The organism is Siccirubricoccus sp. G192 (genome assembly GCF_019084075.1).
Classification (GTDB): Bacteria; Pseudomonadota; Alphaproteobacteria; order Acetobacterales; family Acetobacteraceae; genus G192.
In genome coordinates, this window is the sequence record NZ_JAHREN010000002.1 from 130,117 (window position 1) to 151,467 (window position 21,351).

At 71.0% G+C, this 21,351-nt stretch carries 22 protein-coding genes; 9 read left to right on the forward strand and 13 right to left on the reverse strand.

The annotated features are described in order from the left end of the window. The first annotated feature begins 46 nt into the window (after positions 1–46). Positions 47–1,114 carry a spore photoproduct lyase family protein gene (locus KSF81_RS27185; protein WP_217382004.1) on the forward strand — a complete coding sequence of 356 codons (1,068 nt, stop codon included), beginning with the start codon at positions 47–49 and terminating at the stop codon, positions 1,112–1,114. 9 nt (positions 1,115–1,123) lie between these two features. Here the strand turns inward: KSF81_RS27185 and KSF81_RS27190 are convergent, their stop codons facing one another. After that, on the reverse strand, positions 1,124–2,212 hold the full coding sequence (locus KSF81_RS27190; protein WP_217382005.1) for an SDR family oxidoreductase: 1,089 nt from the start codon (positions 2,210–2,212) through the stop codon (positions 1,124–1,126). After that, on the reverse strand, positions 2,178–3,524 hold the full coding sequence (locus KSF81_RS27195; RefSeq protein WP_309139770.1) for an ISKra4 family transposase: 1,347 nt from the start codon (positions 3,522–3,524) through the stop codon (positions 2,178–2,180). Before KSF81_RS27195 ends, KSF81_RS27190 begins: the two co-directional genes overlap by 35 nt. A 271-nt stretch (positions 3,525–3,795) precedes the next feature. Between KSF81_RS27195 and KSF81_RS27200 the strand changes: the two genes are divergently transcribed. From KSF81_RS27200 to KSF81_RS27210, 3 genes are all read left to right on the forward strand, one after another. Then, positions 3,796–4,323: a hypothetical protein gene (locus KSF81_RS27200; protein WP_217382006.1), complete on the forward strand. Its 528-nt coding sequence runs from the start codon at positions 3,796–3,798 to the stop codon at positions 4,321–4,323. A 124-nt stretch (positions 4,324–4,447) separates the two neighbouring features. Then, the gene (locus KSF81_RS27205; RefSeq protein WP_217382007.1) at positions 4,448–4,693 is read left to right on the forward strand and encodes a hypothetical protein; all 246 of its coding nucleotides are present in this window, start codon (positions 4,448–4,450) and stop codon (positions 4,691–4,693) included. Positions 4,694–4,696: 3 nt separating this feature from the next. Further along, on the forward strand, positions 4,697–7,984 hold the full coding sequence (locus tag KSF81_RS27210) for an error-prone DNA polymerase (RefSeq protein WP_217382008.1): 3,288 nt from the start codon (positions 4,697–4,699) through the stop codon (positions 7,982–7,984). A 57-nt stretch (positions 7,985–8,041) separates the two neighbouring features. Here KSF81_RS27210 and KSF81_RS27215 read toward each other — a convergent pair whose 3' ends face one another. From KSF81_RS27215 to KSF81_RS27230, 4 genes are all read right to left on the reverse strand, one after another. After that, complete coding sequence (locus KSF81_RS27215; RefSeq protein ID WP_217382009.1) at positions 8,042–9,601, reverse strand: DNA polymerase Y family protein; 1,560 nt, start codon at positions 9,599–9,601, stop codon at positions 8,042–8,044. After that, positions 9,598–10,371 (reverse strand): ImuA family protein, encoded by a 774-nt coding sequence (locus KSF81_RS27220; protein ID WP_217382010.1) that lies wholly within the window; start codon positions 10,369–10,371, stop codon positions 9,598–9,600. Before KSF81_RS27220 ends, KSF81_RS27215 begins: the two co-directional genes overlap by 4 nt. A gap of 577 nt (positions 10,372–10,948) precedes the next feature. Beyond that, positions 10,949–11,524, reverse strand: coding sequence for a septal ring lytic transglycosylase RlpA family protein (locus KSF81_RS31075; protein WP_309139771.1), 576 nt, complete (start codon positions 11,522–11,524; stop codon positions 10,949–10,951). A gap of 144 nt (positions 11,525–11,668) precedes the next feature. After that, complete coding sequence (locus KSF81_RS27230; RefSeq protein WP_217382129.1) at positions 11,669–12,253, reverse strand: sigma-70 family RNA polymerase sigma factor; 585 nt, start codon at positions 12,251–12,253, stop codon at positions 11,669–11,671. A gap of 436 nt (positions 12,254–12,689) precedes the next feature. Here KSF81_RS27230 and KSF81_RS27235 point away from each other — a divergent pair, with 436 nt between their 5' ends. Further along, the gene (locus tag KSF81_RS27235) at positions 12,690–13,157 is read left to right on the forward strand and encodes a helix-turn-helix domain-containing protein (protein ID WP_309139772.1); all 468 of its coding nucleotides are present in this window, start codon (positions 12,690–12,692) and stop codon (positions 13,155–13,157) included. 92 nt (positions 13,158–13,249) lie between these two features. Here the strand turns inward: KSF81_RS27235 and KSF81_RS30715 are convergent, their stop codons facing one another. Continuing rightward, positions 13,250–14,050: a hypothetical protein gene (locus KSF81_RS30715; RefSeq protein WP_254454306.1), complete on the reverse strand. Its 801-nt coding sequence runs from the start codon at positions 14,048–14,050 to the stop codon at positions 13,250–13,252. 81 nt (positions 14,051–14,131) lie between these two features. Next, positions 14,132–14,770 carry a hypothetical protein gene (locus tag KSF81_RS27245; protein ID WP_217382011.1) on the reverse strand — a complete coding sequence of 213 codons (639 nt, stop codon included), beginning with the start codon at positions 14,768–14,770 and terminating at the stop codon, positions 14,132–14,134. 426 nt (positions 14,771–15,196) lie between these two features. Between KSF81_RS27245 and KSF81_RS27250 the strand changes: the two genes are divergently transcribed. Then, positions 15,197–15,646 (forward strand): response regulator, encoded by a 450-nt coding sequence (locus KSF81_RS27250; protein WP_217382012.1) that lies wholly within the window; start codon positions 15,197–15,199, stop codon positions 15,644–15,646. A gap of 33 nt (positions 15,647–15,679) precedes the next feature. On the opposite strand, the gene KSF81_RS27255 is transcribed toward KSF81_RS27250, so the two are convergent. Together KSF81_RS27255 and KSF81_RS27260 are read right to left on the reverse strand one after the other, a co-directional pair. After that, positions 15,680–15,886, reverse strand: coding sequence for a hypothetical protein (locus tag KSF81_RS27255; protein ID WP_217382013.1), 207 nt, complete (start codon positions 15,884–15,886; stop codon positions 15,680–15,682). 279 nt (positions 15,887–16,165) lie between these two features. Continuing rightward, entirely contained in the window at positions 16,166–16,885 is a 720-nt protein-coding gene (locus tag KSF81_RS27260) for a response regulator transcription factor (RefSeq protein ID WP_217382014.1), read from the reverse strand. Between the two features lie 381 nt (positions 16,886–17,266). Between KSF81_RS27260 and KSF81_RS27265 the strand changes: the two genes are divergently transcribed. Both KSF81_RS27265 and KSF81_RS27270 read left to right on the forward strand, forming a co-directional pair. Continuing rightward, complete coding sequence (locus tag KSF81_RS27265; protein WP_309139773.1) at positions 17,267–17,506, forward strand: hypothetical protein; 240 nt, start codon at positions 17,267–17,269, stop codon at positions 17,504–17,506. A 307-nt stretch (positions 17,507–17,813) separates the two neighbouring features. After that, positions 17,814–18,089 (forward strand): hypothetical protein, encoded by a 276-nt coding sequence (locus tag KSF81_RS27270; RefSeq protein WP_217382015.1) that lies wholly within the window; start codon positions 17,814–17,816, stop codon positions 18,087–18,089. A gap of 123 nt (positions 18,090–18,212) precedes the next feature. Here the strand turns inward: KSF81_RS27270 and KSF81_RS27275 are convergent, their stop codons facing one another. Together KSF81_RS27275 and KSF81_RS27280 are read right to left on the reverse strand one after the other, a co-directional pair. Then, entirely contained in the window at positions 18,213–19,421 is a 1,209-nt protein-coding gene (locus KSF81_RS27275) for an MFS transporter (RefSeq protein ID WP_217382016.1), read from the reverse strand. Between the two features lie 31 nt (positions 19,422–19,452). Next, positions 19,453–19,854, reverse strand: a complete 402-nt coding sequence (locus KSF81_RS27280) for an HU family DNA-binding protein (protein ID WP_305801277.1) — start codon at positions 19,852–19,854, stop codon at positions 19,453–19,455. 275 nt (positions 19,855–20,129) lie between these two features. Between KSF81_RS27280 and KSF81_RS27285 the strand changes: the two genes are divergently transcribed. Next, the gene (locus tag KSF81_RS27285; RefSeq protein ID WP_217382017.1) at positions 20,130–20,441 is read left to right on the forward strand and encodes a hypothetical protein; all 312 of its coding nucleotides are present in this window, start codon (positions 20,130–20,132) and stop codon (positions 20,439–20,441) included. Between the two features lie 21 nt (positions 20,442–20,462). Here the strand turns inward: KSF81_RS27285 and KSF81_RS32565 are convergent, their stop codons facing one another. Then, positions 20,463–21,347, reverse strand: coding sequence for a trypsin-like peptidase domain-containing protein (locus KSF81_RS32565; RefSeq protein WP_375293383.1), 885 nt, complete (start codon positions 21,345–21,347; stop codon positions 20,463–20,465). Positions 21,348–21,351: the final 4 nt, after the last annotated feature.

Sequence of the window (21,351 nt, forward strand, 5' to 3'; positions counted from 1 at the left end):
CGGGGCCCGCTGCTGTTTCGCCCTTGCCACCCCATATCCGGCGGAGATGATTGGTCTCTCTGCCACGCCCTTCCTCGATATCCACCGCATCTATTTCGAACCCGCCGCGGAGGCCTATACCCGGGGGCGGGAGATCCTGGCGCGCTTCCCGGCGGCCGAGCGCGTGCCCGTCGCCTCGCACTGGCGGATCCCGGAGCTTCAAGGGGGTGACCCTGGTGACTTCCTGCGCCCAAAGCGGGAGGTGCTGGTACTCGGCCTGAAGAAGGGCTTGGCCTGCCGGCCAAACGGCCGCAGCGCCGACTTCATCGCCCCCTCGACCTCCAACGGCTGCGCCATGGCCTGCGCCTATTGCTACGTCGCGCGCCGCAAGGGGCACGCCAACCCGATCACCGTCTTTGCCAATATCGAGGAGATCTCGGCCGCCATCGCCCGCCATGCCGCGCGGCTTGGCCCCAAGCCGGAACCGAACCAAGTGGACCCACGGGACTGGGTCTACGACCTCGGCGAGAATGGTGATCTCTCGGTGGACGCCCTTATCTCCGATAATGTCCGGGATCTGGTGGCAGCCTTCCGCAGCCTGCCGAATGCCAAGGGCAGCTTCGCCACCAAATGGGTGAACCGCGATCTGCTCGGCTATGACCCGCAGGGCTGCATGCGCGTCCGCATGTCGCTGATGCCAGCGAGCGCGGCGAAGCTGCTCGATGTGCGGACCTCCCCGGTGGCGGAGCGCATCGCTTTCATTCCCGAACTGCACCGCGCCGGCTATGAGGTGCACCTGAACTTCTCCCCCGTGGTGCTGCACGAGGGCTGGGAAGCGGAATGGTCCGAACTCTCCGCCGAAGTCGATGACGTGCTGCCGGCGTCGGTGAAGGATCAGCTTGCCGCCGAGGTCATCATGCTGACCCACAATGCCGAGCTGCACGAGGTGAACCTCGCCTGGCACCCCAAGGCCGAGGCGCTGCTCTGGCGTCCCGACATCCAGGAAGAGAAGCGCTCCGAGGGCGGGCAGATCAACCTGCGCTACCGCGCCGGCTGGAAGGGCCGCTGGCTCCAGCGCTTCCTCGACCTGCTGGCCGCGCGCATGCCCTACTGCCGGGTGCGGTATGCCTTTTAGCGCGGCCGCTCAGAACAGGCGCCGCGCTCTGGCATACCAGGGCGCTGCTCTCGACCCGCCGGCCCGTGCACGGGGCGCCAGGGCCCAGACCAGCGCGGCAAGGCCGGTCGCCAGGGCGGCGGCGCTGGCGATCGGCCTCATCTGTGCCTCGAGCAACAGGCTGGTCTGGCGGGGTGGCAGACCCTTGAGGCTGCTGCGCTCTGAGAGGTCCTCCCGCGGTTCGTAGAGGTTGTCCCGTCGTTCTGGCCGTCCAGGGTCGTCGGTCGACTGCAACGGCTTGGCCGTCACCTCCATGACGTAGTCGGTCAGGCGCGGCGCCAGGGCGCCGGCCACCGTGGTCAGCCAGCCGCCGGCGCCAACATAAAGGTCGCGCACCGGCGTCTCGCAGGCGTGCAGGATGGCCCGCGCCGCGACCCGTGGGTGGTAGGACGGCGGCGGGTTCCGGGTGCCCCGGGTTCCCATGGCATTCCGCGCATGCTCCATGAACGGGGTGTCGATCGGCCCCGGCTTGATGAGCGTGACGGAGATCGGCAAGCCTGCCGCTTCAAACTCCATGCGGAATGCATCCGTGGCGCCCTTCACCGCGTGCTTTGCCGCGCAGTAGGGCCCCTGCAACGCGATGGCCCGGTCGCCCAGCACGCTGCCGAGGTTGACGATGGCACCACCCCGCTCCCGGAGGTGGCGCGCCGCGGCCAGGGTGCCATGCACAACGCCCCAGTAGACCACGTCGAACAGGCGCCGCTGGTCCTCGAGCGACACGTGGTCCATGCGGCCATAGATGAAGGCGCCGGCGTCGTTGACCCAGGAATCGAAGCCGCCGAACTCCGCAATGGCCTTGGCTGCGATCGCTTCGACCTGCGCCGGGTCGGCGACATCGGCCACCTGGTACGCGGCCCGGCCGCCCTGTCCACGGATCTCCTCGGCCAGACGGCGTAGCGCCTCCTCGTCGCGGGCGGCGAGCACAACGGCGGCGCCGCGCTCGGCCGCCATCCGGGCAGTGGCAAGCCCGATGCCCGAGGAGGCGCCGGTGATGACGATGACGGGACTGCCGCGAAACTGGGGGTCATGCGGCGGCGGCCACTCGCGGGAGCAGATCATTTGCGGCGCAGAAACGCTGCCCGAAGCCGGTGCCGAGCGTGCCGTTGTAGACGGCGCAGCGGACCTGCAGCAGCCGATCGGCGCCGTGCCGGGACCAGCGCATCTGCTGTGACTTGGCCATCCGGCGGTTCACCAGGAAATTGGCCGTGCCCTCGGTCAGCGCCGTGCCGACCCGCAGCCCGGTCCGGTGCCGCGCGCCGTAGTCGACCAGCCGGTCGCTCTGCCCGACGAGGTAGTTGTTCAGCGCCCGCAGCGCGGTCCACAGCTTGCGCGAGGGCGCGGCGGCCCTGCGGCCACCGAGCTCGCCCCGGAAGTGGCGCATGACCGCGCGGATCCGCTCGATGCTGATCCCGGCATCCTTGGCCTTGCCGTGCCACAGCCGCCAGCGCAGCCGCTCGACCTCTTCGACGATCACCGCCTTCGCGGCCGCGCGCTCCGGGCCGTCGCACGACAGGCCTCCGGCGACCTGCGTCAGGTGCTGCAGCCGCATGCCGAGGTGGAACCAGTCCAGGATCGGCAGCCCATCGACGCCGGCCCTGAGGAGGATGCGCCGCAGCCCGGGACAGCCGTCGGTGAAGGCCGTCGGTGCAGTGCCCTCGGCACATCCCACGGCGCCGAGGCTGCGGCGGATCAGCGCCGCCGGGTCCGTGTCCGTCTTGGCGACGGCGCCGAAGACCTGCCGCCGCCCGCTCGCCGTCTCGACGTTGCCGACCCGGACCTCCAGGTGCCGCTCGCCGGCCTCGCAGCTGCGGACGAAGGTCGAGTCCAGGGTCACCACGATCGCCTCGGCAGGGCTGGCCGGCTTGGCTGGCGTCGGCACCGGCAGGCGCTCGGCGACCCTGAAGGTATGCCGGCGCAGGGTCTCGGGATCGGCGCCGGCGTCCACCGGGAGCAGCTGCGCCAGCACCGCGGCGGCCGTGCGGTAGGTCATCAGGGCGGAGAGTTGCGCCCGCAGCCGATCCAGCTCCGGGGTCGAGCGGGCGTGCGACAGCCATCCCACGCCCGCCTCGGTCGTGGCGCACGCCGCACAGCGGAAGCGGGGCAGCCGGACCGCGACCTGGCCGAACGGCGTGGCGACCGCATGCTGACGGTAGTCCTTGACCCGGCAGGCCGCGCCGCAGCCGCGGCACGCCGGCCGGCGCACGGCATGCAGCCGCGCCTGCGCGGCGACGACCTCCCGCTGGACACCGGCCAGGAGCCGCTTGCCCTCGGCCAGGGTCAGGCCCAGGCCGGCCAGATCGGTGAGGTCGCCGGGCCTGGCGATCCGCATGACGTCGGTGCCGTGTTCTTCGCCCTCAGCGTCGATGCTCACCAGCCTCACGATCCAAGCCACGTCGCCTCTGCCTCACCGGGATAACCGGTCCGAGACTATCCGTTTCGGCCTCATACCCCCAACCTCGCGGCAGTCCCGCAGATTGCCTCGGAGAGGCTTCAATCCACACCAGAAATCAGTGAACATCAGCATGGTGCGGGCGCACCGCTGGCGCGTTCGGGCATGTGCCAATCAGCAGAGGTCAGACTGTGACCAATCTCGCATTCACCGTCGCCCGCGACACTTTTCAGAGCTCGGGTTTGAATGCCCCATGAGGACAACCCGGCGCGTCCTGTTCGCAGTCTCCATCGCGGTCGTGCTCTCCGCTGCCGCGGCGGCACAGAACGCGCCAGGGTTGCCCGTGGGCACCGCGGCCAGCGTGTTCATAGAAGTCATACCCACCGAGGGCCGTGCACCGGTGCGGCTTGCCGCAGCGCAGGTGGTGCGCGTGGCGCGGGTCGAGAATCATACGATCATCGACACCACCGCCTGGGTGCAGCAGCGGACCATCAAGCCGGTCGAGGCCGTTGCGCGCCGCCTGACGGCCGCGGGGCAGCGGCTGGTGGCCCTGACCGATCTCAGCAATACGCGCATCTATCTGGCTGCCGACCGGGTCGTCCTTGTGCGCGAGTCGCAGGAGCGGCATGCGGCAGGCGCACGCGCTGCCATCGTGATGGTCGGGCTCCGCTTCAACACCGATGTGGCGGTGCGGGAGACGGTCGAGGAGGTCATGGCTGCCCTCAGGCGCGAGGCGCAGGACGGCCCGCTGGAGAAGCCTGCCGCGGGTACCGCGCGATAGGGGCTCGTCCCGGTCACCGCGAAGGCGGCTCGACGCGTCTAGTCCTTACAGAATTCGGTTCGACTCTGAACCTGGCGCCATTTAGAACATTATACGAACATAGCCGCCGCCGAGGCCGCCCACCATGTCGCAGTCCGATGCCGAGCCACCCCCTGCTCCGGCCGACCTCACCCCGGCTGCCCTGGAGGAGGTCACCGAGGCCCTGGCCTATGCGCTCCGCCATGATGAGCGGGGCCGGCCGCGCCGCGGCGCCGTCGCCGGCTGGGACTTCGCCGCCGGTATCGCCGCCGAGCACCTGGCCGGGCACCTGGCGCGCGCCGGCTTCGTGGTAATGAAGCGCCGCCCCGGTCGCCCGCACCGCGCCGGCTGAGGCATGGCCGGCTACGCTGAGGTCGCGGCCCGATCGAACTTCAGCCTGCTCGATGGCGCCTCGCATCCGGCCGAGCTGGTGGTCACCGCCAAGGCCCTGGGCCAGGCGGGGCTGGGGCTCTGCGACACCAACTCCCTGGCCGGGGTAGTGCGCGGCTATGTCGCGGCGCAGCAACTTGGCCTGCGCTTCGTGCTGGGCGCCCGGCTCCTCCTGCTGGACGGCAGCGAGTACCTGGCCTGGCCGACCGACCGCGCCTCCTACGGCCGGCTGGTCCGGCTGCTGTCACAAGGGCGCATGGCGGCGCCCAAGGGCGAGTGCCGCATCCGGCGGGAGGATCTGCACGCCCACGCGGCGGGCTGGGTGCTGGCAGCCGTGCCGCCGGCGGGCATGCCCGATACGGGGTTCCGGGACCGGCTCCGCGCCGAGGCGGCGGCGCTGCGGGGCCGGCTTGCGATGCCCCTCCTGGTGGCCGCCTCCTGTCTGCTCCGGGGCGATGACCGGAGGCGGCTGGAGGCGCTGGCGCACGCCGCCCGGAGCGCCGGCGCTGGCCTGCTCGCCAGCAATGCGGTCCGCTATCACGAGCCGGACCGGCGCCGTCTTGCCGACGTGCTCACCGCCATCCGGCTGGGCACCACCGTCGACCGGCTGGGCTATGCGGCGGAGCCGAATGCCGAGCGTCACCTGAAGCCGCCGGCCGCGATGGCGCGCCTCTTCGCTGGCTATCCGGAGGCGCTGGTCAATACCCTCCGGGTGCTTGAGGCCGCCTCGGGCTTCTCCCTCGACCAGCTCCGCCATGAATACCCCGACGAGATCCTGGAGCCCGGCCGCACCGCCCAGCAGACGCTCACCTCGCGGGTGGCGGCGGCGGTGCGGGAGCGCTGGCCGGAGGGGGCGCCGGCCGCGCTCCGCGCCCGGCTGCGGCACGAGCTGCGGCTGATCAAGCAACTGGATTACGCGCCCTACTTCCTGACCGTCGATGAGATCGTCCGCTTTGCCCGGGGGCAGGGCATCCTCTGCCAGGGCCGTGGCTCGGCCGCGAACAGCGCCCTCTGTTACGTGCTCGGCATCACCGCCGTGGACCCGGAGAAGCACGACCTGCTGTTCGAGCGCTTCGTCTCGGCCAGCCGGGGCGAGCCGCCCGACATCGACCTCGACTTCGAGCACGAGCGCCGCGAGGAGGTGATCCAGCACGTCTACCAGCGCTATGGCCGCCACCGGGCTGCCCTGGTCGGCACGGTGATCCGCTTCCGGGCCAAGTCCGCCCTGCGGGAAGTGGGGAAGGTGCTGGGCCTCTCCGAGGATCTCACGGGCAAGCTGGCGGCCGCCACCTGGGGCGCCGGCCGGGAGCGGAGCCTGGCGGCGCTGATCGAAGCGGCAGGGCTGGACCCGGGCGATCATCGCCTGGCCCTGACCATCGCGCTGGCCGAGCAGATCCAGGACTTCCCGCGCCACCTCGCCACCCATGTCGGCGGCTTCGTCATCACCCGTGGCCCGCTGGTCGAGACCGCGGTGGTCAGCAATGCGGCCATGCCGGGGCGCACCGTGCTGGAATGGGACAAGGACGACATCGACGCGCTCGGGCTGATGAAGGTCGATCTGCTGGCGCTCGGGATGCTGTCCTGCCTCCGCCGCGGCTTCGACCTGCTGCGGCGCCACCGGCGCATCGACCTCGACCTCGCCGCCGTGCCGCGCGACTGCCCGGCCACCTATGCCATGCTGCGGCGAGCCGATTCCGTGGGCGTCTTCCAGGTCGAGAGCCGGGCGCAGATGGCCATGCTGCCCCGGCTGCGGCCCGAGACCTTCTACGACCTGGTGGTGCAGGTGGCGATCATCCGCCCCGGGCCGATCCAGGGCGACATGGTGCATCCCTACCTCCGGCGGCGCAGCGGCGAGGAGAGGGTCACCTATCCCAGGCCAGGCCCCGAGCATGGGCCGCCGGATGAGCTGGAGAAGGTGCTCGGCAGGACCCTCGGCGTGCCGCTCTTTCAGGAGCAGGCGATGCGGGTCGCCATGGTGGCGGCCCGCTTCAGCGCCGAGGAGGCCGACCAGCTCCGCAAGGCAATGGCGACCTTCCGGTCCACCCAGGGGGTGGCGCAGCACCGGGAGAAGCTGGTCGGCGGCATGGTGCGGCGCGGCTATGACCCCGAGTTGGCGGAGCGGGTGTTCCGGCAGCTCGAGGGCTTCGGCTCCTATGGCTTTCCCGAGAGCCACGCGGCCAGCTTCGCCCACCTTGCCTATGTCTCAGCCTGGCTGAAGTGTCACCACCCCGCGGTCTTCGCGGCGGCGCTGCTCAACAGCCAGCCGATGGGCTTCTACGCGCCCGCCCAGATCGTCCGCGATGCCCGCGAGCACCGGGTGGTGGTGCGGCCGATCGAGGTCAATGCCAGCGAGTGGGACTGCGCCCTGGAGCCCGACCGGACGAGTGCCGAAGGCCTGGCGCTACGGCTGGGGCTGCGGCTGGTGGCCGGCCTGGCTGCGGAGGACGGCAAGGCCGTAGCCAAGGCCCGGCGGGCCGGCAATGGCGCGCCCTTTGCCTCGGTCGAGGAGGTCGCCCGGCGGGCCGGGGTCGGGCGGCCCGCGCTGCAGGCCCTGGCGGCCGCGGATGCCTTCACCGGTCTCGGTGTCGGGCGCCGCACCGCCTTGTGGGCCGCTGCCGCAGTGGAGCGATGGAGCCAGGACAGCCTGCCGTTGTTCCGTGCCGCTGAGGCCGACCCGCCGCTGATCCTGGAGCCGGACCCCAGGCTGCCAGTCGAGCGGGAAGGGGAGGCGGTGGTGGAGGACTATGGCGCCACCGGCCTGACGCTGCGCGCGCATCCGCTGGCCCTGCTGCGGCCGGCGCTGGAGCGGCTCGGCCTCGCCGACACAAGACGGCTCGCCACCCTGCGCCAGGGTGGCTGGATCCGCCTGCCTGGCCTGGTGCTGATGCGCCAGCGCCCGGGCACTGCCAAGGGCATCGTCTTTGTCACCCTCGAGGATGAGCACGGCCAGGCCAACATCGTGGTCTATGCCCAGGTCGGCGAGCGCGACCGGGCGGCGCTGATCGGGGCGCGGCTGCTGGTTGTGGAGGGGCGGGTCGAGCGGCAGACCGAAGGCGCCGAGGTGCCGATCCTCCACCTCATCGCCCGCCGGCTGATCGACCGCTCGGACCTGCTGGACGGGTTGCGGCGGAGCGATGCCGGCGATGCCGCCTGGGCGGAGCGGGGGCTGGGGCGCGCCGATGCAGTGCGACGGCCCGATCCAGGCTCGGCCACACCACGGCCGAGCCTGGGCAAAAGCCGGGATTTCCGGTGAGGGCGGCAGAGCGACAATCCCTAACCGGAGGCGGCCGCGCCGCGCAGTGCGATGTAGTCACGGCAGGTGGCCATGCAGCAGCCAGCGTGTCGCCTCCGGCGGGCCGGTGCGGCAGATCCAGAGCCGCGCACCCGAGGCGAGCTCCACCCGGTAGTAGTCCCGCCGCAGCAAGCCGGGGCGATCCCGCCACCACTCGGGTTCCAGCCGCTGCGGTCCCTCGGCCCAATGGACGCGATGGGTGCCGCCGTGCCAGCGCAGCAGCGAGGGGGGACCGTCCGGCAGCAGGGCCACCATGGCCTCCAGCGGTGCTGGCCGGCGGAGCAGCAGGACCGGCAGCGCCGCCGCTGCCCAACCCACGGGCATGACCGGCGGAGTGGCATGCGGGCCCAGCGCGGCGACCGAGCGCTCCGGCCAGTGGCTGGCGATGGAGGCGATACGCTGGACCCGTAGCCGCTGGGCCAAGCGATCGAGCAGCTGCGCGAGGGCCTCGGCCGTCGCCGCATCGCGCCGGCCATCGATCCCGAGGCCGACCTGGGTGCCCGCTGCCATCGGCTCCGTGGCCCGGGCCTCCAGCGCCATCCGCTCGAAGCCGAGGCCAGGCTCCAGCCGTTCCAGCCGCTCGGCGAAGAGCCGCCGGAGATGCGCTGCCTCGCGCACCGGCCGCCCGGTGCCGATCGCCACCTCCTGCACCATGCCATCCACCCGCCAGGCCAGGAGCACGACGCGACGGGCGCCGAGCCCCGCCTGCCGCAGCCGGGCGCAGAGCGCATCCAGCAGCCGGTCGAGCACGGCGTCGATGCCCGTGCGGGTGATGATCGGCTCCAGGAGATCCTGAACGACGGCGACATCCGGTGGCGGAAGCACGGGGCGGATGGCGGTCCGCCGCTGCCCGGTCACCGCGTCGAGCCGGTCCAGCAGCTCCTGCCCGAAGCGCCGGGCCAGGGGCCCGCGCGGCTGGTCGAGCAGGTCGCACACCCGGCGCAGGCCCAGTCGGGCGAGGTCCGCCAGCATCGTCGGCGGCAAGCGGAGCGCAGGCCCGAGCGGCAGCGGCGCGGCCACCGCCGCCTCGATGCCAGAGACGGCGATCGGGTTGTCGCCCCTGGCTCGTGCCAGGGCGGCGCTCGTGGCGGCAGCGCCCGCCACCGCACCCCGCGCCGTGATGCCCGCCCGCTGCAGCTGGGCCAGCGCATCGCGCAGCAGCGCCGCCTCGCCGCCCAGCAGGTGGTCACAGCCGGTGATGTCGAGCAGCAGCCCATCCGGCGGGTCCACCGCGGTAAGCGGGGTGTAGCACCGGGCCCAGAGTGCCAGGGCGTGCAGCGCTCGCGCATCACCCTCTGGATCGGCGGGGCGGAGCAGGAGATGGGGCGCGATTGTCTGGGCATCGGCCAGTGCCTGCCCGGGCCGCAGGCCCGCTGTCGCGGCGACCTGGTCCACGGCGACCAGCACCTGGCGGTTGCCCGATGGTGCCCAGGTGGCGAGCGGTCGGTCGGCTGGCAGGTCCGGTTCCATCCGGCGGAGCCGGTCGGTGGCAAGGCAGGGCAGGTAGAGCGCCAGGAAGCGGCGCACTATGGCGCTGTCCGTGGGCAGCCGCAGCGCGGGATGGGGAGGGCCCGTCATGCGGAGGCGTCGCGGCCTGTTCTGGCGACGGAAGCTGTCTCCTCTGCATCGAGATCCAGCCGCCCAGCCGCGGCGCGCCAGGTCACCGCCCAGGGGCCGCCCGGCCGACCGCCTCGTGCCCGCAGCAGCTCCAGTTGCCAGCGTGGGTCGTCCAGGCCGTGCCCCGCCCCAGCGGCATGCCGAGGTCCGACCCGCCAGCGCGTGGCGGCCGCGGTGTGCTCCAGGCGAGCGGCGTCAGGCCGCAACAGCAGGCCGAGCGCTCCGCCCGTCTCGGCCGCCAGCTGCAGCCGGCGCGTCGCGGTCAGGTCCAGTGTGCCGTCACCAGCCTGCCGATGCGGCTCCCAGGCCAGGGCCAGCAGCGCGCCGGTCACAGCGGGGCAGCGCAGCGCCTCCTCCATGGCCCAGAGCGCGTCCGGCCATCGCTCGGCCCGAATGAGGACCAGGTTGGTCGGGACTAGGCCGCAGCGCGCGAGGCCTGGTGGCCAGGCCAGCAGCCCGTCCCTGCCGCTGGCGATCCAGAGGACGGTGCCGCCGGTGCGGGCCAGCAGCACGGCGCAGAAGGCGGCGCCACAGCCCGGTTCCGTAGCCAGCACCTCATGGACCGCGGCGCGCGCCAGCCCGCCGCCGGGCAGTGGCAGGCCCTCGCAGACCGGGATGGCGCCAGCCTCATGCTGCGCCCGGCCGACCCCCTCCAGCCGTGCCACGCGGGCACGCAACGCAGCGAGGACGGCGGCTTGGTCGAGCGGGGCGTCGGGAGCGGCTGGGGGCATCGGTCTCGCATCCGCTTGGCCGTTGCGCGCATCCCGGCATGGCCGGGCTGGGATGTCTCCTCGTGGTGAGGAGAGAGTCACCTATCCGCTGCCATGCAGTGGCCGCGGCGCCTTACGCATGACCACGAAATTCGCCCGCTCCAGCTGCGCCGCGAGCTGCTCCACAAGCAGTACGGCAGTCATCTCCTACCTGCCTCCCCGGCACGGGCGGCCCCACGCGTTGAACCGCCGGGGCCGGGGTCACCTCTGTGGGAGTCGCCGTAATCGAGGAAGCCACCAAAGGCTCAGGACGCTCAGGCGAGGTTCCTGGCGGTTCGGGATTGGGAGAATCGGAGGGCTGCATAACGGGCGACGATGACGAGGCGATGCGAACGAATCAAGAACAAAGGCGCGGCATCGCCGCGGCCCAGGTGTCCATGGCGCCCTGAGCTGCTTCAAAGGATCGGACGGAAGCACGTGAACGCGACATTCCGCAGCGCCAGCGACACCGACCTGGCAGTCCTGGTGCAGAGCCGACCTGGCCCACTGGAGCCATGTGCATCGGGCCGTGGTGGGAGCAACGGGAATGGCTACCGTGTCAGCGTGGGCCGCGCCGTGGCCCGGGTCCACCGCCGCCTGTAGCTTCGGCCGGCCCTGCTGCACCGCCGGCTTGGGGCACTTCGACCGGCACGACCTCGACGGGCGCGGTACCCCGCTCCTTCATCCCAAGATCCTCGGCAGTCCGGGGACTAACGTCGAGGACCCGGCCGGGCACATGCGGGCCACGATCCTCGATCGTGACTGTCTGCCTCCGCCCATTCTCGAGATTGGTCACCCGCGCCCTGGTGCCGAGCGGCAACGTCCGGTTGGCCGCGGAGCTGGAACGAGGGTCGAAGCGCCGGCCATTGGCCATCCGGCGGCCGTTGAACTCGCGCCCGTAATACGACGCCTTGCCCCTCTGCACAGGGGCCGACTGCCCACTGGCTCGGCGATGCTGCCGCTGCCTGGCGGTGGCAGGTTCCTGGTGCGGTCGCGCCACGCGAGCCCTCTGATTTGGCCGCTGAGCCTCCGCTCGGGTTCTCGGTGCCTCACGGGCTTCGGCCACCGGCACCCCACCCAGCGTGCTGCTCAAGCCCAAGGCCATGCAGACCACCAATATCCTCAGCTTACGCATCGTCAGCCCCCCCTCTGCCGATCTTCTGCTCGGGGCAGGACGCGGTTAAGCGACCGCGGTTCACCGAGGCGGCCACCTGCCGCTAAGCTGGCGCCACCCTTCTGCGCGCCGTATGCCGAAGCAAACGGCCAGCCAAGCACCGCCTCAAGCGACCGGCGGTGTCGTAGCCGCTGCCGCCGCGGTCCGACCGTCCTCGGCATCGGCGCTTCCGGGCACGCGGCGGGTCGCGGCACCGCGGGCATGCGCTTCGCCCATCAGCCACGCCTGCAACTGACGGCGGGCGCGGAAGACTCGGCTCTTCGCCGTGCCCATGGCACAGCTCGTAGCCATGGCCACCTCCTCGTAGCGCATGCCCTGCAGCGCCACCATGAGCAGTGCCGCGCGTTGTTCAGCCGGCAGGCGCGCAACTGCGGCACGCAGTTCCTGCATCAGGAGGTGATGCTCCTGCGCGGCGCCGACCGCGAGGGCCGACCCTGGAAGGTCGTCGAGGCACCCTGTCTCGCGTGCCCTGCGGACGACGCTGATGAAGCGGTTGTAGAGGATCCGGTGCATCCAGCCGCGGAAGTCGGTGCCCAGGGTAAAGCTGTCGCGGGCCGCCAAGGCATTGGCCACGGCGTCGTGGACCAGGTCCTCCGCCGCGGCGCGGTTCCGCGTCAGAGCCATGGCCTGGGCCCGCAGCTGGGGAAGAATGCTGACGAGCAGGTTGTGGAAGCCGTCTTGCTGTGGCATGGGCGCGCCCTCCTTACAGCCCCAGGTTGTGCTGAAGGTGTCGGGCACAACAAGGAATGTTCCGGCTTATATCGGCTTCGTGAACCCAAGCCCGATGCCGCGCCGGACCCGCGCATAACGGTCGCTGTGCGCAAGCCGGGTACTTCCTGGAAGGCAATGCCGAGGAAGCCGCTTATGTCCGGTGTTGATCCTCCTCAGAACGTGGCGTGCTGGGGTTCCGCCGGTGCAGCAGGGCCGCCACGAGGTCGGTCAGCTTGGCCGTAGAGGCTGGCTTGTGCAGCAGGGCGAAGGTCGCGTCCGGCGCCGCCCCGCCGGCACTGATGCCCGCCGCCCAGTAAGGTCACAAGCCTGCGCAGCGGCCGGGTATGCCGGGGATGTTTCATTGCGATCCGCAATGACTTGGTAGGCTGCCGCCATCAGGGGTGGGAGCAAAGCCGTGGCCGGTGCACGCCAAAGCCGAGAGGAGGAGAAAGGGGAGCCGCAGACGCAGCGTGCCACCGAGGCGGACCGGCATGTCGGCCATCGGATCCGCGAGCGGCGCATCATGCTGGGGCTGTCGCAGCACCAGCTGGCCCAGCTGATCGGCGTGACCTACCAGCAGGCGCACAAGTATGAGCGCGGCCTGAACCGCATCTCCTCCGGCCGGCTGTTCGGGATCGCGCAGGCCCTGGGCGTCCCGATCGCCTGGTTCTTCGAGGGCCTGGGCGAGGGAGGTGGGCTGCAGGAGGCATCGCCGCGCCAGCGGCTCTGCTTGGAGATGGTGCGTAACTTTGCGCTGATCGAGGACGAGGAGCACCGGGAGGCGCTGAGCCAGATGGTACGCGCCCTGGCCCTGCAAGCGCAGAGCACGGCAGCCGAGGCCGTGGAGGGCGACAGCAGAGCCGGTACGGGCAGGGCGGGCTGACAGCGTCCGCTGGCCTGCCCTACCCAACATCGCAGTTCGGGTGGCACTCCCTGATAGGGGTGCCACCCCGAACGCGGCGGACTCCGAGCAGGTTAGCGCCCGTACGTGGGACCGGGATTGGCCCCGCTGGTGTTCGTTCCTGTCGTGCGGTCCAGTGCCCGCTCCGCGGCCGTACCTGGCGGGTTCGCTGGCGTGCCGTCGGACTGCGACGGATAGGCACCACTCACATTGGTCCCAGCGGCCCGGTCGAGCGCACGGCTGGCCATCGTGCCTGGCGGGTTGCCCGGCGTGCCGTCCGGCGTCGTGGGGATGATGCTGCCGTCGTCGGTGTATCCGGACCAGCCACTGGCGCGGTAGTCGGCGCCGCGCTGCGCTGCGTCCACCGGCCCATGCCGCGCCAGGATCGCTTCGGCCTGCGCAGCACGGCTCTCATTGGCCCGGACGGTCACGAGATTGCCGCCGCGCCGTAGCCCCTCGGCATAGACATGCGCATCGGCCTCGTTAACCCCCGCCGTGGTCAGAGCCCCGAGCAGGCCGCCCGCTGCGGCACCCGCGCCCGCTCCGGTCAGCGCCGCCACCAGCCAGCCGGCGGCCACGATCGGACCGAGCCCCGGGATCGCCAGTGCACCGATACCCGCCAGCAGGCCGGCGCCACCACCAAGCACTGCCCCGATCCCGGCGCCCGTGCCGGCGCCGCTCTCGGTCCGGTCATCAACGCCGTCCCGGTCGGTATCGCGGGCCGGCACGGTGGAGGTGGTGCCGTATTGGCCTTGGGCGTTGTTGGCGACGAGGCTGACATCGTTCTGCGAGAAGCCTTCCGCTTCGAGGTCGCGCATGGCTGCCGCTGCGGTCGCATAACTGTCGAACAGGCGGACAATGGTACGTGTTGCCATGGTGCTGAGTTCTCCTGGAATGAGTGGACATGAAGCCGCCCCGACCGGGCCGGGCGCCCGCGGCGGCAGCGGCCCAGCCGTTCAGCGTGTCGGTGTCCCGCCGGAGGTGGTGCCCTGCCCCTGCGGATTGGCGCCCGTGCTGTTGGTGCCGAGTGTCCGGTCCACCGCGCGGCCAGCGGCCGTGCCGGGCGGGTTGCCATCCGGACGCGGCGTCTGGCCCTGCATCCGATCCACCGCGCGGCCTGTGGCCGTGCTGGGCGGGTTTCCAGGCGCGCCGTCGCGCGAGGAGGGGGCGGCCGTAGTACCGCCCGCCGTCGCGCTGCTCCCGGTGGCGGGGCCACGCGCTGCTGCGCCGGACACCACATGGCCCTGGTAGTCGAGGGCCACGTCGGCCGCGGTTCCATTGCGGGAAGCCCGGCCGCGCCAGACGCCCTGGTCGTCTTTACGAAGTTCGCCGACGTTGGAGTAGCCAGCACCCTCGATGCGGCTGCGCGCCTGGCCTTCAGTGAAGCTGTTGGCGCCGGCCACTGGCGCGTCAGGGGTGCGGGTATCGGTCCGGTCGTCGCGGCGTGCGGCGGGAGCGGCCGGCTGGCTGGGCCTTGGGGTGTCAGTGGCTCGGGCGGCTGGTGCGGGCGCGCTGCCTGTCTGGGCGAAGCTGGCGGACGGCGCGGCGACAAGTGTGGCGCCGAGCAGCGCCAAGGCTGCAGTGGTTGGCCTCATGGGCTGACGTTCCTTATGTTTCCTACGGCAGGGCCGCAGGGCGCCGAACGCAGCAGCAGTCTCTCCGTTCTCTCATCGTCATTGTTTGAGCTGGCGCGCGGTCTACACAGCCAGCGGCTCAGGAACGGCGAGTCAAGTCGGGTTGCCACCTCCCGTGAGGTCACCTCTGGCCTGCTGGGCAAGCGGCAACGGTAGTTGCAGGGATTTCAGGCGAGAGTGGCGCCGCCCCGGACCATATCGCTCCCGTCCGGCTTGCATGGGCCGACACCCAAAGGCCGCATCATGCGCCATTAAAGCCCCTAGTTGTGCCGTTGGCAGTAACACAGCTTATGCGTGTAAAGTCTGCGTGCATCATCAGGCCGTGAAGTCACGGCTCTTCACACTGGGATCATCCTGAAACGGAACCACTCCGCGACAGGACAACCGATGACTGTACTGCTGGTTGAGGATGACACGATCGTGCGTCTGACCATGTGCGAGTTTCTCGAGGAGGCGGGGCTCCAGATTGTCGAGGCGGGCGATGCAGAGGAGGCGCTTGCCCTGCTGGAGGAGCCGGCTCATAGCATCACGGTCCTCGTCACCGACCTGGATCTTGGCCTCGGTGATAACGGGCTCATGTTGGCAGCCAAGGCTCGGCAGTGGTTGCCGGACCTGCAGGTTGTCTACGCGACAGGCAGCCCCGAAAAGCTTGCCGGTCATCAAGTCGCCGCTTGGGAGCGGGTGTTCCTCAAGCCGTTTGACCTCACCATGCTGACGGCCGCAGTTCGCGTCCTGGAGCAAAGCCCTCGGAGCGCGACACAGGCGACGGATCGCGCCGTTGCGGCAAGACGGCACAGGATAGCGCGAAGCCAGCAGGCGGATGCCTCGCCCCTCTGACTTCGCTGAAGCGGATCCCGGCAGCGGCACTCCCTACTCGGTTGCGGCCGTCATCAGCAGGCCTTCGCCGCGCAGCGCGAAGCCGATGTCGTCAGCGACGGCCCGGAGGTCGTGCAGCATGGACCGCAGCAGCGCCACCTCGGCCGCGCAAAGCCCGGAATCCTCCTCGCCCTCCGGTGCCAGGCGCGCCACCAGCACCTCGGCCTTGCGGGCAAGCTCGGCGAGCGTGCGGGCCGGCACCGCCGCTAGCCGAGCCACCAGCCCAAGGCCGACGCCGCCAGGTTCATCATTCTCCGCCCATCCATCGTTGCCGGGGTCGCCCGCCGGTGTGCCGGGTGCTTGGCTTGGCGCGCCGGAGGGGCAGGCAGGATCCTGACGGATTCCGCTCGGCGGGGTTCTGGCGGCGAAGGGCAGGATCTCGGCCATGGGGGAAGCCCAGAATGGAGGGTGCCCAGGCTCTGCCCTGGGCGGCATGGCGGCGGCTCCAGGCGGGCGCGGTCACCCGCCCGGAGGCGCTGGTCAGGCTGCCACCGCCTGCTTCTCGGCTGGGTTGAGGCGGTACCCACCGCCCTCGGTCAGCAGCAGCCGGGCATTGGTCGGGTCCGGCTCGATCTTCTGCCGGAGCCGGTAGATGTGGGTCTCCAGCGTGTGGGTCGACACCGCGCTGCTGTAGCCCCAGACCTCGTTCAGCAGCACCTGCCGCGCCACCGGCTTGCTGCCGGCGCGATACAGGTACTTCAGGATGAGGCATTCCTTCTCGGTCAGGCGGATCTTGCGGTTGCGGGCCGGTTCCAGCAGTAGCTTGGCGGCGGGGCGGAACAGGTAGGGCCCGATGGTGAAGACCGCGTCCTCGCTGTTGTCGAGGACCCGGAGCTGGGCCCGGACGCGGGCCAGCAGCTCGCCGGCGCGGAAGGGCTTGGCGATGTAGTCGTTGGCGCCGGCATCGAGGCCGCGCACCACGTCGGCTTCGGCATCGGCGCCGGTCAGCATGATCACCGGCATGCGCAGGCCGTCGCGCCGCAGCTTGGCGCAGAGATCGCGGCCGTCACCGTCGGGCAGGCCAACATCGAGCAGGATGGCGTCGAACCGGGCGCCATCGATGGCCAGCTTGGCCTCGGCCTCGGCGGCGCTCTCCGCCTGGTCGGCGGCGAAGCTGCCGTCCAGGGCGAGTTGCTCGGCCAGGGTGGTGCGGAGCGCCGCGTCATCTTCGATGATCAGGATGGGACGGGAGGTGGACATGGGCTCTCCGGGGGAAAGATGCGCTGCCGTTGCTAGACATGCTCAATTGTGAGACAATCTTGCATTCTTGAACGGTTGATAGTCAATCCTAAAAACTTCATCAAATTAGATTACGCATCTCCCGCAACACAACATTGCGATCCCGCGCTGACCAGAGGCCCATCAGCGGTCCAGCCTTGCGGCAGTTTGGAGGAGACCGGCCGCTAACCTGCCCTGACGGTGCTCCGCGATGCCCACGCGGCCAAGCTGCCCCTCATCGCCAGCGCCAGGCTTCACTGCCCATGCCTGCCCGATGGGGCAGGGCGAAGCGCAGTTCCGCCCTGTGCGTTGTCCGCAGGATGACCGGCAGGACACGTGACCATGCCGAGCAAAGCAAGGAATGTGACGGGCATAGCAGCCGACGACTTGGCGGCGGGAGGCAGAGAGCTGAGCCAGGCAGCCGCCATTGCTACTGGGCAGGAGGACGACCCCTTCGACCTCTGGCTCCGGCGCTGCCTGCGCGAGGCCTTCGACGCTGTCGTGGCGGAGCCAATCCCGGAGGATGTGCTGCGGCTGATCGAGGAGGACCGTGCCGAGCGAGAACGAATCCGGCGGGCCCGGGCGGCCAAGTCGCGCGGATAAGCCGCCGGTCCAACCCCGCGGCGTCCCATCCAGCTATTCTTCGAGTGGCCGGTATCCATGGTGCGGCCGCTCGCCGCCAGCATGCTCCGCTTGGCCGGCTCGGCCGCGCCAAGCAGCGTGCCCCAACCCCAACTCGGCGAGCGTAGCGAAATGCCGACAGGAAGCCGCCAGAACGGTCAAATCATCGCGCGCCGGTGTGGCGCCGTAAAATGAGTGCGATTGTTTAATATTCCAGCCGCGCTGGGTCCGGATTCGTTTAAGCTGCCGCTGCGACGGGCGGCAGACGCGACGCCCCTGGGAGGCCCCGATGGCAGCGCTCCAGGATGTCTGGCGGCTTGAGCCGGATGGGGTTCTGGCAGCCGAGATTGGCGGTTTCCGGCTGGTTGTCAAAAAGCCAGAGACAGCCGGCGCGCTGGTACGGTTTCTCGTCCTCCGCGGTGCCGCCGACGGAGCCAGCATCATCGGCTCCGGCACCGAGGCGGATGTGCGCTCGGCGATGCAGACAGCCTCTCGGATGGCCGCAAGGCTCACAGTCTGGGAAAGAACTCGGTTCGCGGCCACGGCGAACCACCCATCCCGGTAGGGCGAGGCGCACCAAGGAGTTGCTTCCGGCGACTACCATGCCGGCCCGGTACGCCGAGCGGCTGCTGGCCGAACGCGGAACTGATTACGGCCGCGCTCGCCGCCATCGGCCCCTGCTGACGTGCTACGCCGGCTTCAGGCGCTCAGGCCGCATCCGAGGCAGTGGCGGGAAGGTGAAGGCGATCGCGACCGCCCCGAGCCCGATCACCAGGGAGCCGAGGTACATCCCTGCGTAGCTGCCGAAGCGATCGAAGATCCAGCCGCCGACCGCCGGCCCCGCCGCCATACCGAGGCAGGAGACCATGGTCGCGGCGCCGAACACCGTGCCCATGATACGTGGGCCGAAGTAGTCGCGTGCCAGCACCGCGTAGAGCGGCATCACCCCGCCATAAGCGAGGCCGAAGACTGCGGCGACGGCGTAGAACTCCCCAAGGCTGCGGGCCGGGAGGAAGGCGCCGATCGCCAGCGCCTGCAGCAGCAACCCTCCGATGAGCACAGGCTTGGCGCCGTGGCGGTCGGCGAGCACGCCCAGCAACAGGCGCCCGCCGAGCCCCGCCAGGCCCTGTAGGCTGTAGATGCTGACGGCGGCCATGGCGGACGCGCCGCAGACCGTGGCGTAGCTCACCACATGGAAGATCGGCCCGGCATGCGCGAGGCAGCAGGCGAAGAAGGTCGCCGCGAGCACCACGAACTGCTGACTGCCCAGGGCTTGGCGCGCGGTGAAGCCCTCGCTCGCCGGCACGGCAGTCGCGGAGGCGGCCAGGGCCATCGCCGGCGGGCGGCGCAGCAGCAGCGCGGCCGGCAGCAGGACCGCCCAGGCGACCAGCCCGATCACGAGCTGCGCAGTGCGCCAGTCATGGCCGGAGAGCAGCCATTGCGCGAAGGGCGCGACGGTCACCGGCGCCATGCCGAGCCCGGCGGAGACGAGGGAGATGGCGAGCGCGCGTTGGCGATCGAACCAGGCGCTGGCTGTCGCCATCATGGGCGCGAAGAAGGCGCCGACCGCCGCCCCGAGGAACAGGCCGTAGGCCAGCTGGAAGGCCAGCAGGCTCGTCGCCCGGCTGGCCAGCACCAGCCCGGTGCCCAGCAGCAGCCCGCCGGCGATGCCGACGATCCGCGGACCGTGGCGGTCGCTGACCCAGCCCCAGCCGAAGGCGCCGGCCCCCATCGCCAGGAAGGCGACCGTCATCGAGGCGGAGATGCCGGCGCGCGACCAGCCCGTCCCGATGGCAATGGGATCGAGGAAGACGGCGAGGGAGAACATCGATCCCATGCCGATGCAGCCCATCAGCGCCCCGACGGCGACGATGACCCAGCCATAGTGTCGTTCCATTCGCGTCTTCCTACGGCGGTGGCGATGCCGGTCAGACTGCCTCCTTCAGCTCCTTGGCTGGCCGGAAGGCGATCTTCTTGCTCGCCTTGATCTTGATCGGCTCGCCGGTGGCTGGGTTGCGCTCCATCCGCGCCGGCCGGGCGCGGACCTGGAAGATCCCGAGGCCATTCAGCCGGATCTTGCTGCCCTTCTTGAGGTGCCTGCTGAAGGTCTGGACGAACTCACCCAGCAGGGCCTCGACCTGCCGCTTCGGCAGTTCATGGCTCTCTGCCAGGCCAGCCGCCATCTGCTTCAGGCTGATCGTGGCTGTCGCGGCGGCCGTGGCCATTGTCGGAGCGGCCTTGCGCGAGGCCGGTACCTCGGAGACGGCCGGCTGCTTCGCTGGGCCGGCCTTTGCTGGCTTCATCGTTGCGGTCTTCGCCGTCTTCGCCATGGGCATAGTCTCCCCCCTTGTCCCAATGGCAGCACGCCATCACGGATCAGCGGCAGGAACAATGCTCTTTTGCTGCCGGTCAGGACGTCCCAGGCAAGGCGGACCAGCGGGTACGAGCACGGACAGAAGCGGCCAGACTCTGCAATGCCAGTCTGGCGGTGGGGCGCGTGAGGCGCAGCGCCACGCAGGAGGTGTCCTCGCCAGGTGGTACCCTGCTGGGTGGCTCCCGACCGAGTGCCGCACACCGGCTCCACCCTGCACCTGCCGAGGTCAGCATGGCGAAACCCCTCCTCTGGCTGGCGGCATCCCTGCCGATGCTCTTGGCCGCCTGTGTCGACCAGCGGCCCGGCGCGGCCTCCGGGAATACCCCGCTCTTCGCCATCGCCTGCACCCCGGCCACGCCCGCGGAAGGCACCGCCCAGAACCCCTCTGCCTCAGACGTGATCGCGGTGCGCGCGCGGGAGATCATCGTGACACCGCGGCCGCCGGGAGCCGAGCTCAGCTGGGTTGGGCCAGACCAGACCTCCGAGCCGGTGAGGACCTACATACCGCCCGGTCAGCGGTGCAGCATCTACCGGACGTTCTGAAGCTCGGTCTCGGCTGCGAGCCTATGGGCTATGCCGGCATCCGGCTCGCCATGCGGAGCCCGAGGGATGCGGGGCCTCCAGCAGGCACCGAGCCTCGGCCAGCACGGCATCGGCGTCGAGGACGAAGACGCGCCGCTCGGTGCCGAAGGCGAGGCCGCCAAGGTCCACCCCGGTGAGCAGGGCCGCGAGCTCGGCGGCCAGGGTTTCCTGCATGGCCGCGGTCACGATCCCCACGAGGCTGCCGTCCCGGTCGACCACCGGGCCACCGGAATAGCTCATCAGCGCTGGCAGGCGGGCGACGAAGCCCGGGCCGGAGCCGGGCAGGAGGCGGGAGGGCGACACCACCGATCCCACGGCAACGGCGCGTCCAAGCCGGTGCGGGCCCACCGCCCAGACCGGGTCTCCGGCGCGCGGTGGCATGGCGGCGGCCTGCGGCGGGGCCGTGAGGAAGCCCTCCGGCATGACGAGGATGGCGAGGCCGAGCCCGCGGCCGCGGCCGCGGCGCTGCCGGCGGCCGACCTTACCGAGCTGCTGCGGGCCTGCCTCAAACTGCTGGAGCTGCCGCTGCACGAGCGGGTCTATCGGCCGCAGCCCCCCGCCCTCTGGCGGGTGCCGGATGCGCTGGCGCGGCTCTGCCGGCTGCTGCCCGGCCTGCCGCACGGCGCGCCGCTCGCGCGCTTCCTGCCGCCGCCAGGGGAGGGGGGGCGCGACCGCCTGCAGCGCCGGGCGGCGCTGGCCAGCACGCTCCTGGCCGGCCTGGAGCTGGCCCGCGACGGCGCCGCTGCGCTCGATCAGGACGCGGCCTTCGGGCCCATCCAGCTCCGGGCAAGGCCCCCAGAGGTCGGTATCACCGTGAACCTCGCGCCCGAACAGGCCGCCTGACGGTTCCGGCACCGCTGCGGCCACCGGC

Coding starts and splice junctions, on each gene's coding strand:
- KSF81_RS27260 (WP_217382014.1), bottom strand. CDS start 16,885: ATGTCCACCTCCCGTCCCATCCTGATCATCGAAGATGACGCGGCGCTC.
- KSF81_RS27185 (WP_217382004.1), top strand. CDS start 47: ATGATTGGTCTCTCTGCCACGCCCTTCCTCGATATCCACCGCATCTAT.
- KSF81_RS27230 (WP_217382129.1), bottom strand. CDS start 12,253: ATGCCACAGCAAGACGGCTTCCACAACCTGCTCGTCAGCATTCTTCCC.
- KSF81_RS27250 (WP_217382012.1), top strand. CDS start 15,197: ATGACTGTACTGCTGGTTGAGGATGACACGATCGTGCGTCTGACCATG.
- KSF81_RS27275 (WP_217382016.1), bottom strand. CDS start 19,421: ATGGAACGACACTATGGCTGGGTCATCGTCGCCGTCGGGGCGCTGATG.
- KSF81_RS27220 (WP_217382010.1), bottom strand. CDS start 10,371: ATGCCCCCAGCCGCTCCCGACGCCCCGCTCGACCAAGCCGCCGTCCTC.
- KSF81_RS31075 (WP_309139771.1), bottom strand. CDS start 11,524: ATGCGTAAGCTGAGGATATTGGTGGTCTGCATGGCCTTGGGCTTGAGC.
- KSF81_RS27270 (WP_217382015.1), top strand. CDS start 17,814: ATGGCAGCGCTCCAGGATGTCTGGCGGCTTGAGCCGGATGGGGTTCTG.
- KSF81_RS27245 (WP_217382011.1), bottom strand. CDS start 14,770: ATGAGGCCAACCACTGCAGCCTTGGCGCTGCTCGGCGCCACACTTGTC.
- KSF81_RS27190 (WP_217382005.1), bottom strand. CDS start 2,212: ATGATCTGCTCCCGCGAGTGGCCGCCGCCGCATGACCCCCAGTTTCGC.
- KSF81_RS27215 (WP_217382009.1), bottom strand. CDS start 9,601: ATGACGGGCCCTCCCCATCCCGCGCTGCGGCTGCCCACGGACAGCGCC.
- KSF81_RS27205 (WP_217382007.1), top strand. CDS start 4,448: ATGTCGCAGTCCGATGCCGAGCCACCCCCTGCTCCGGCCGACCTCACC.
- KSF81_RS27200 (WP_217382006.1), top strand. CDS start 3,796: ATGAGGACAACCCGGCGCGTCCTGTTCGCAGTCTCCATCGCGGTCGTG.
- KSF81_RS27210 (WP_217382008.1), top strand. CDS start 4,697: ATGGCCGGCTACGCTGAGGTCGCGGCCCGATCGAACTTCAGCCTGCTC.
- KSF81_RS27285 (WP_217382017.1), top strand. CDS start 20,130: ATGGCGAAACCCCTCCTCTGGCTGGCGGCATCCCTGCCGATGCTCTTG.
- KSF81_RS27280 (WP_305801277.1), bottom strand. CDS start 19,854: ATGGCGAAGACGGCGAAGACCGCAACGATGAAGCCAGCAAAGGCCGGC.
- KSF81_RS30715 (WP_254454306.1), bottom strand. CDS start 14,050: ATGGCAACACGTACCATTGTCCGCCTGTTCGACAGTTATGCGACCGCA.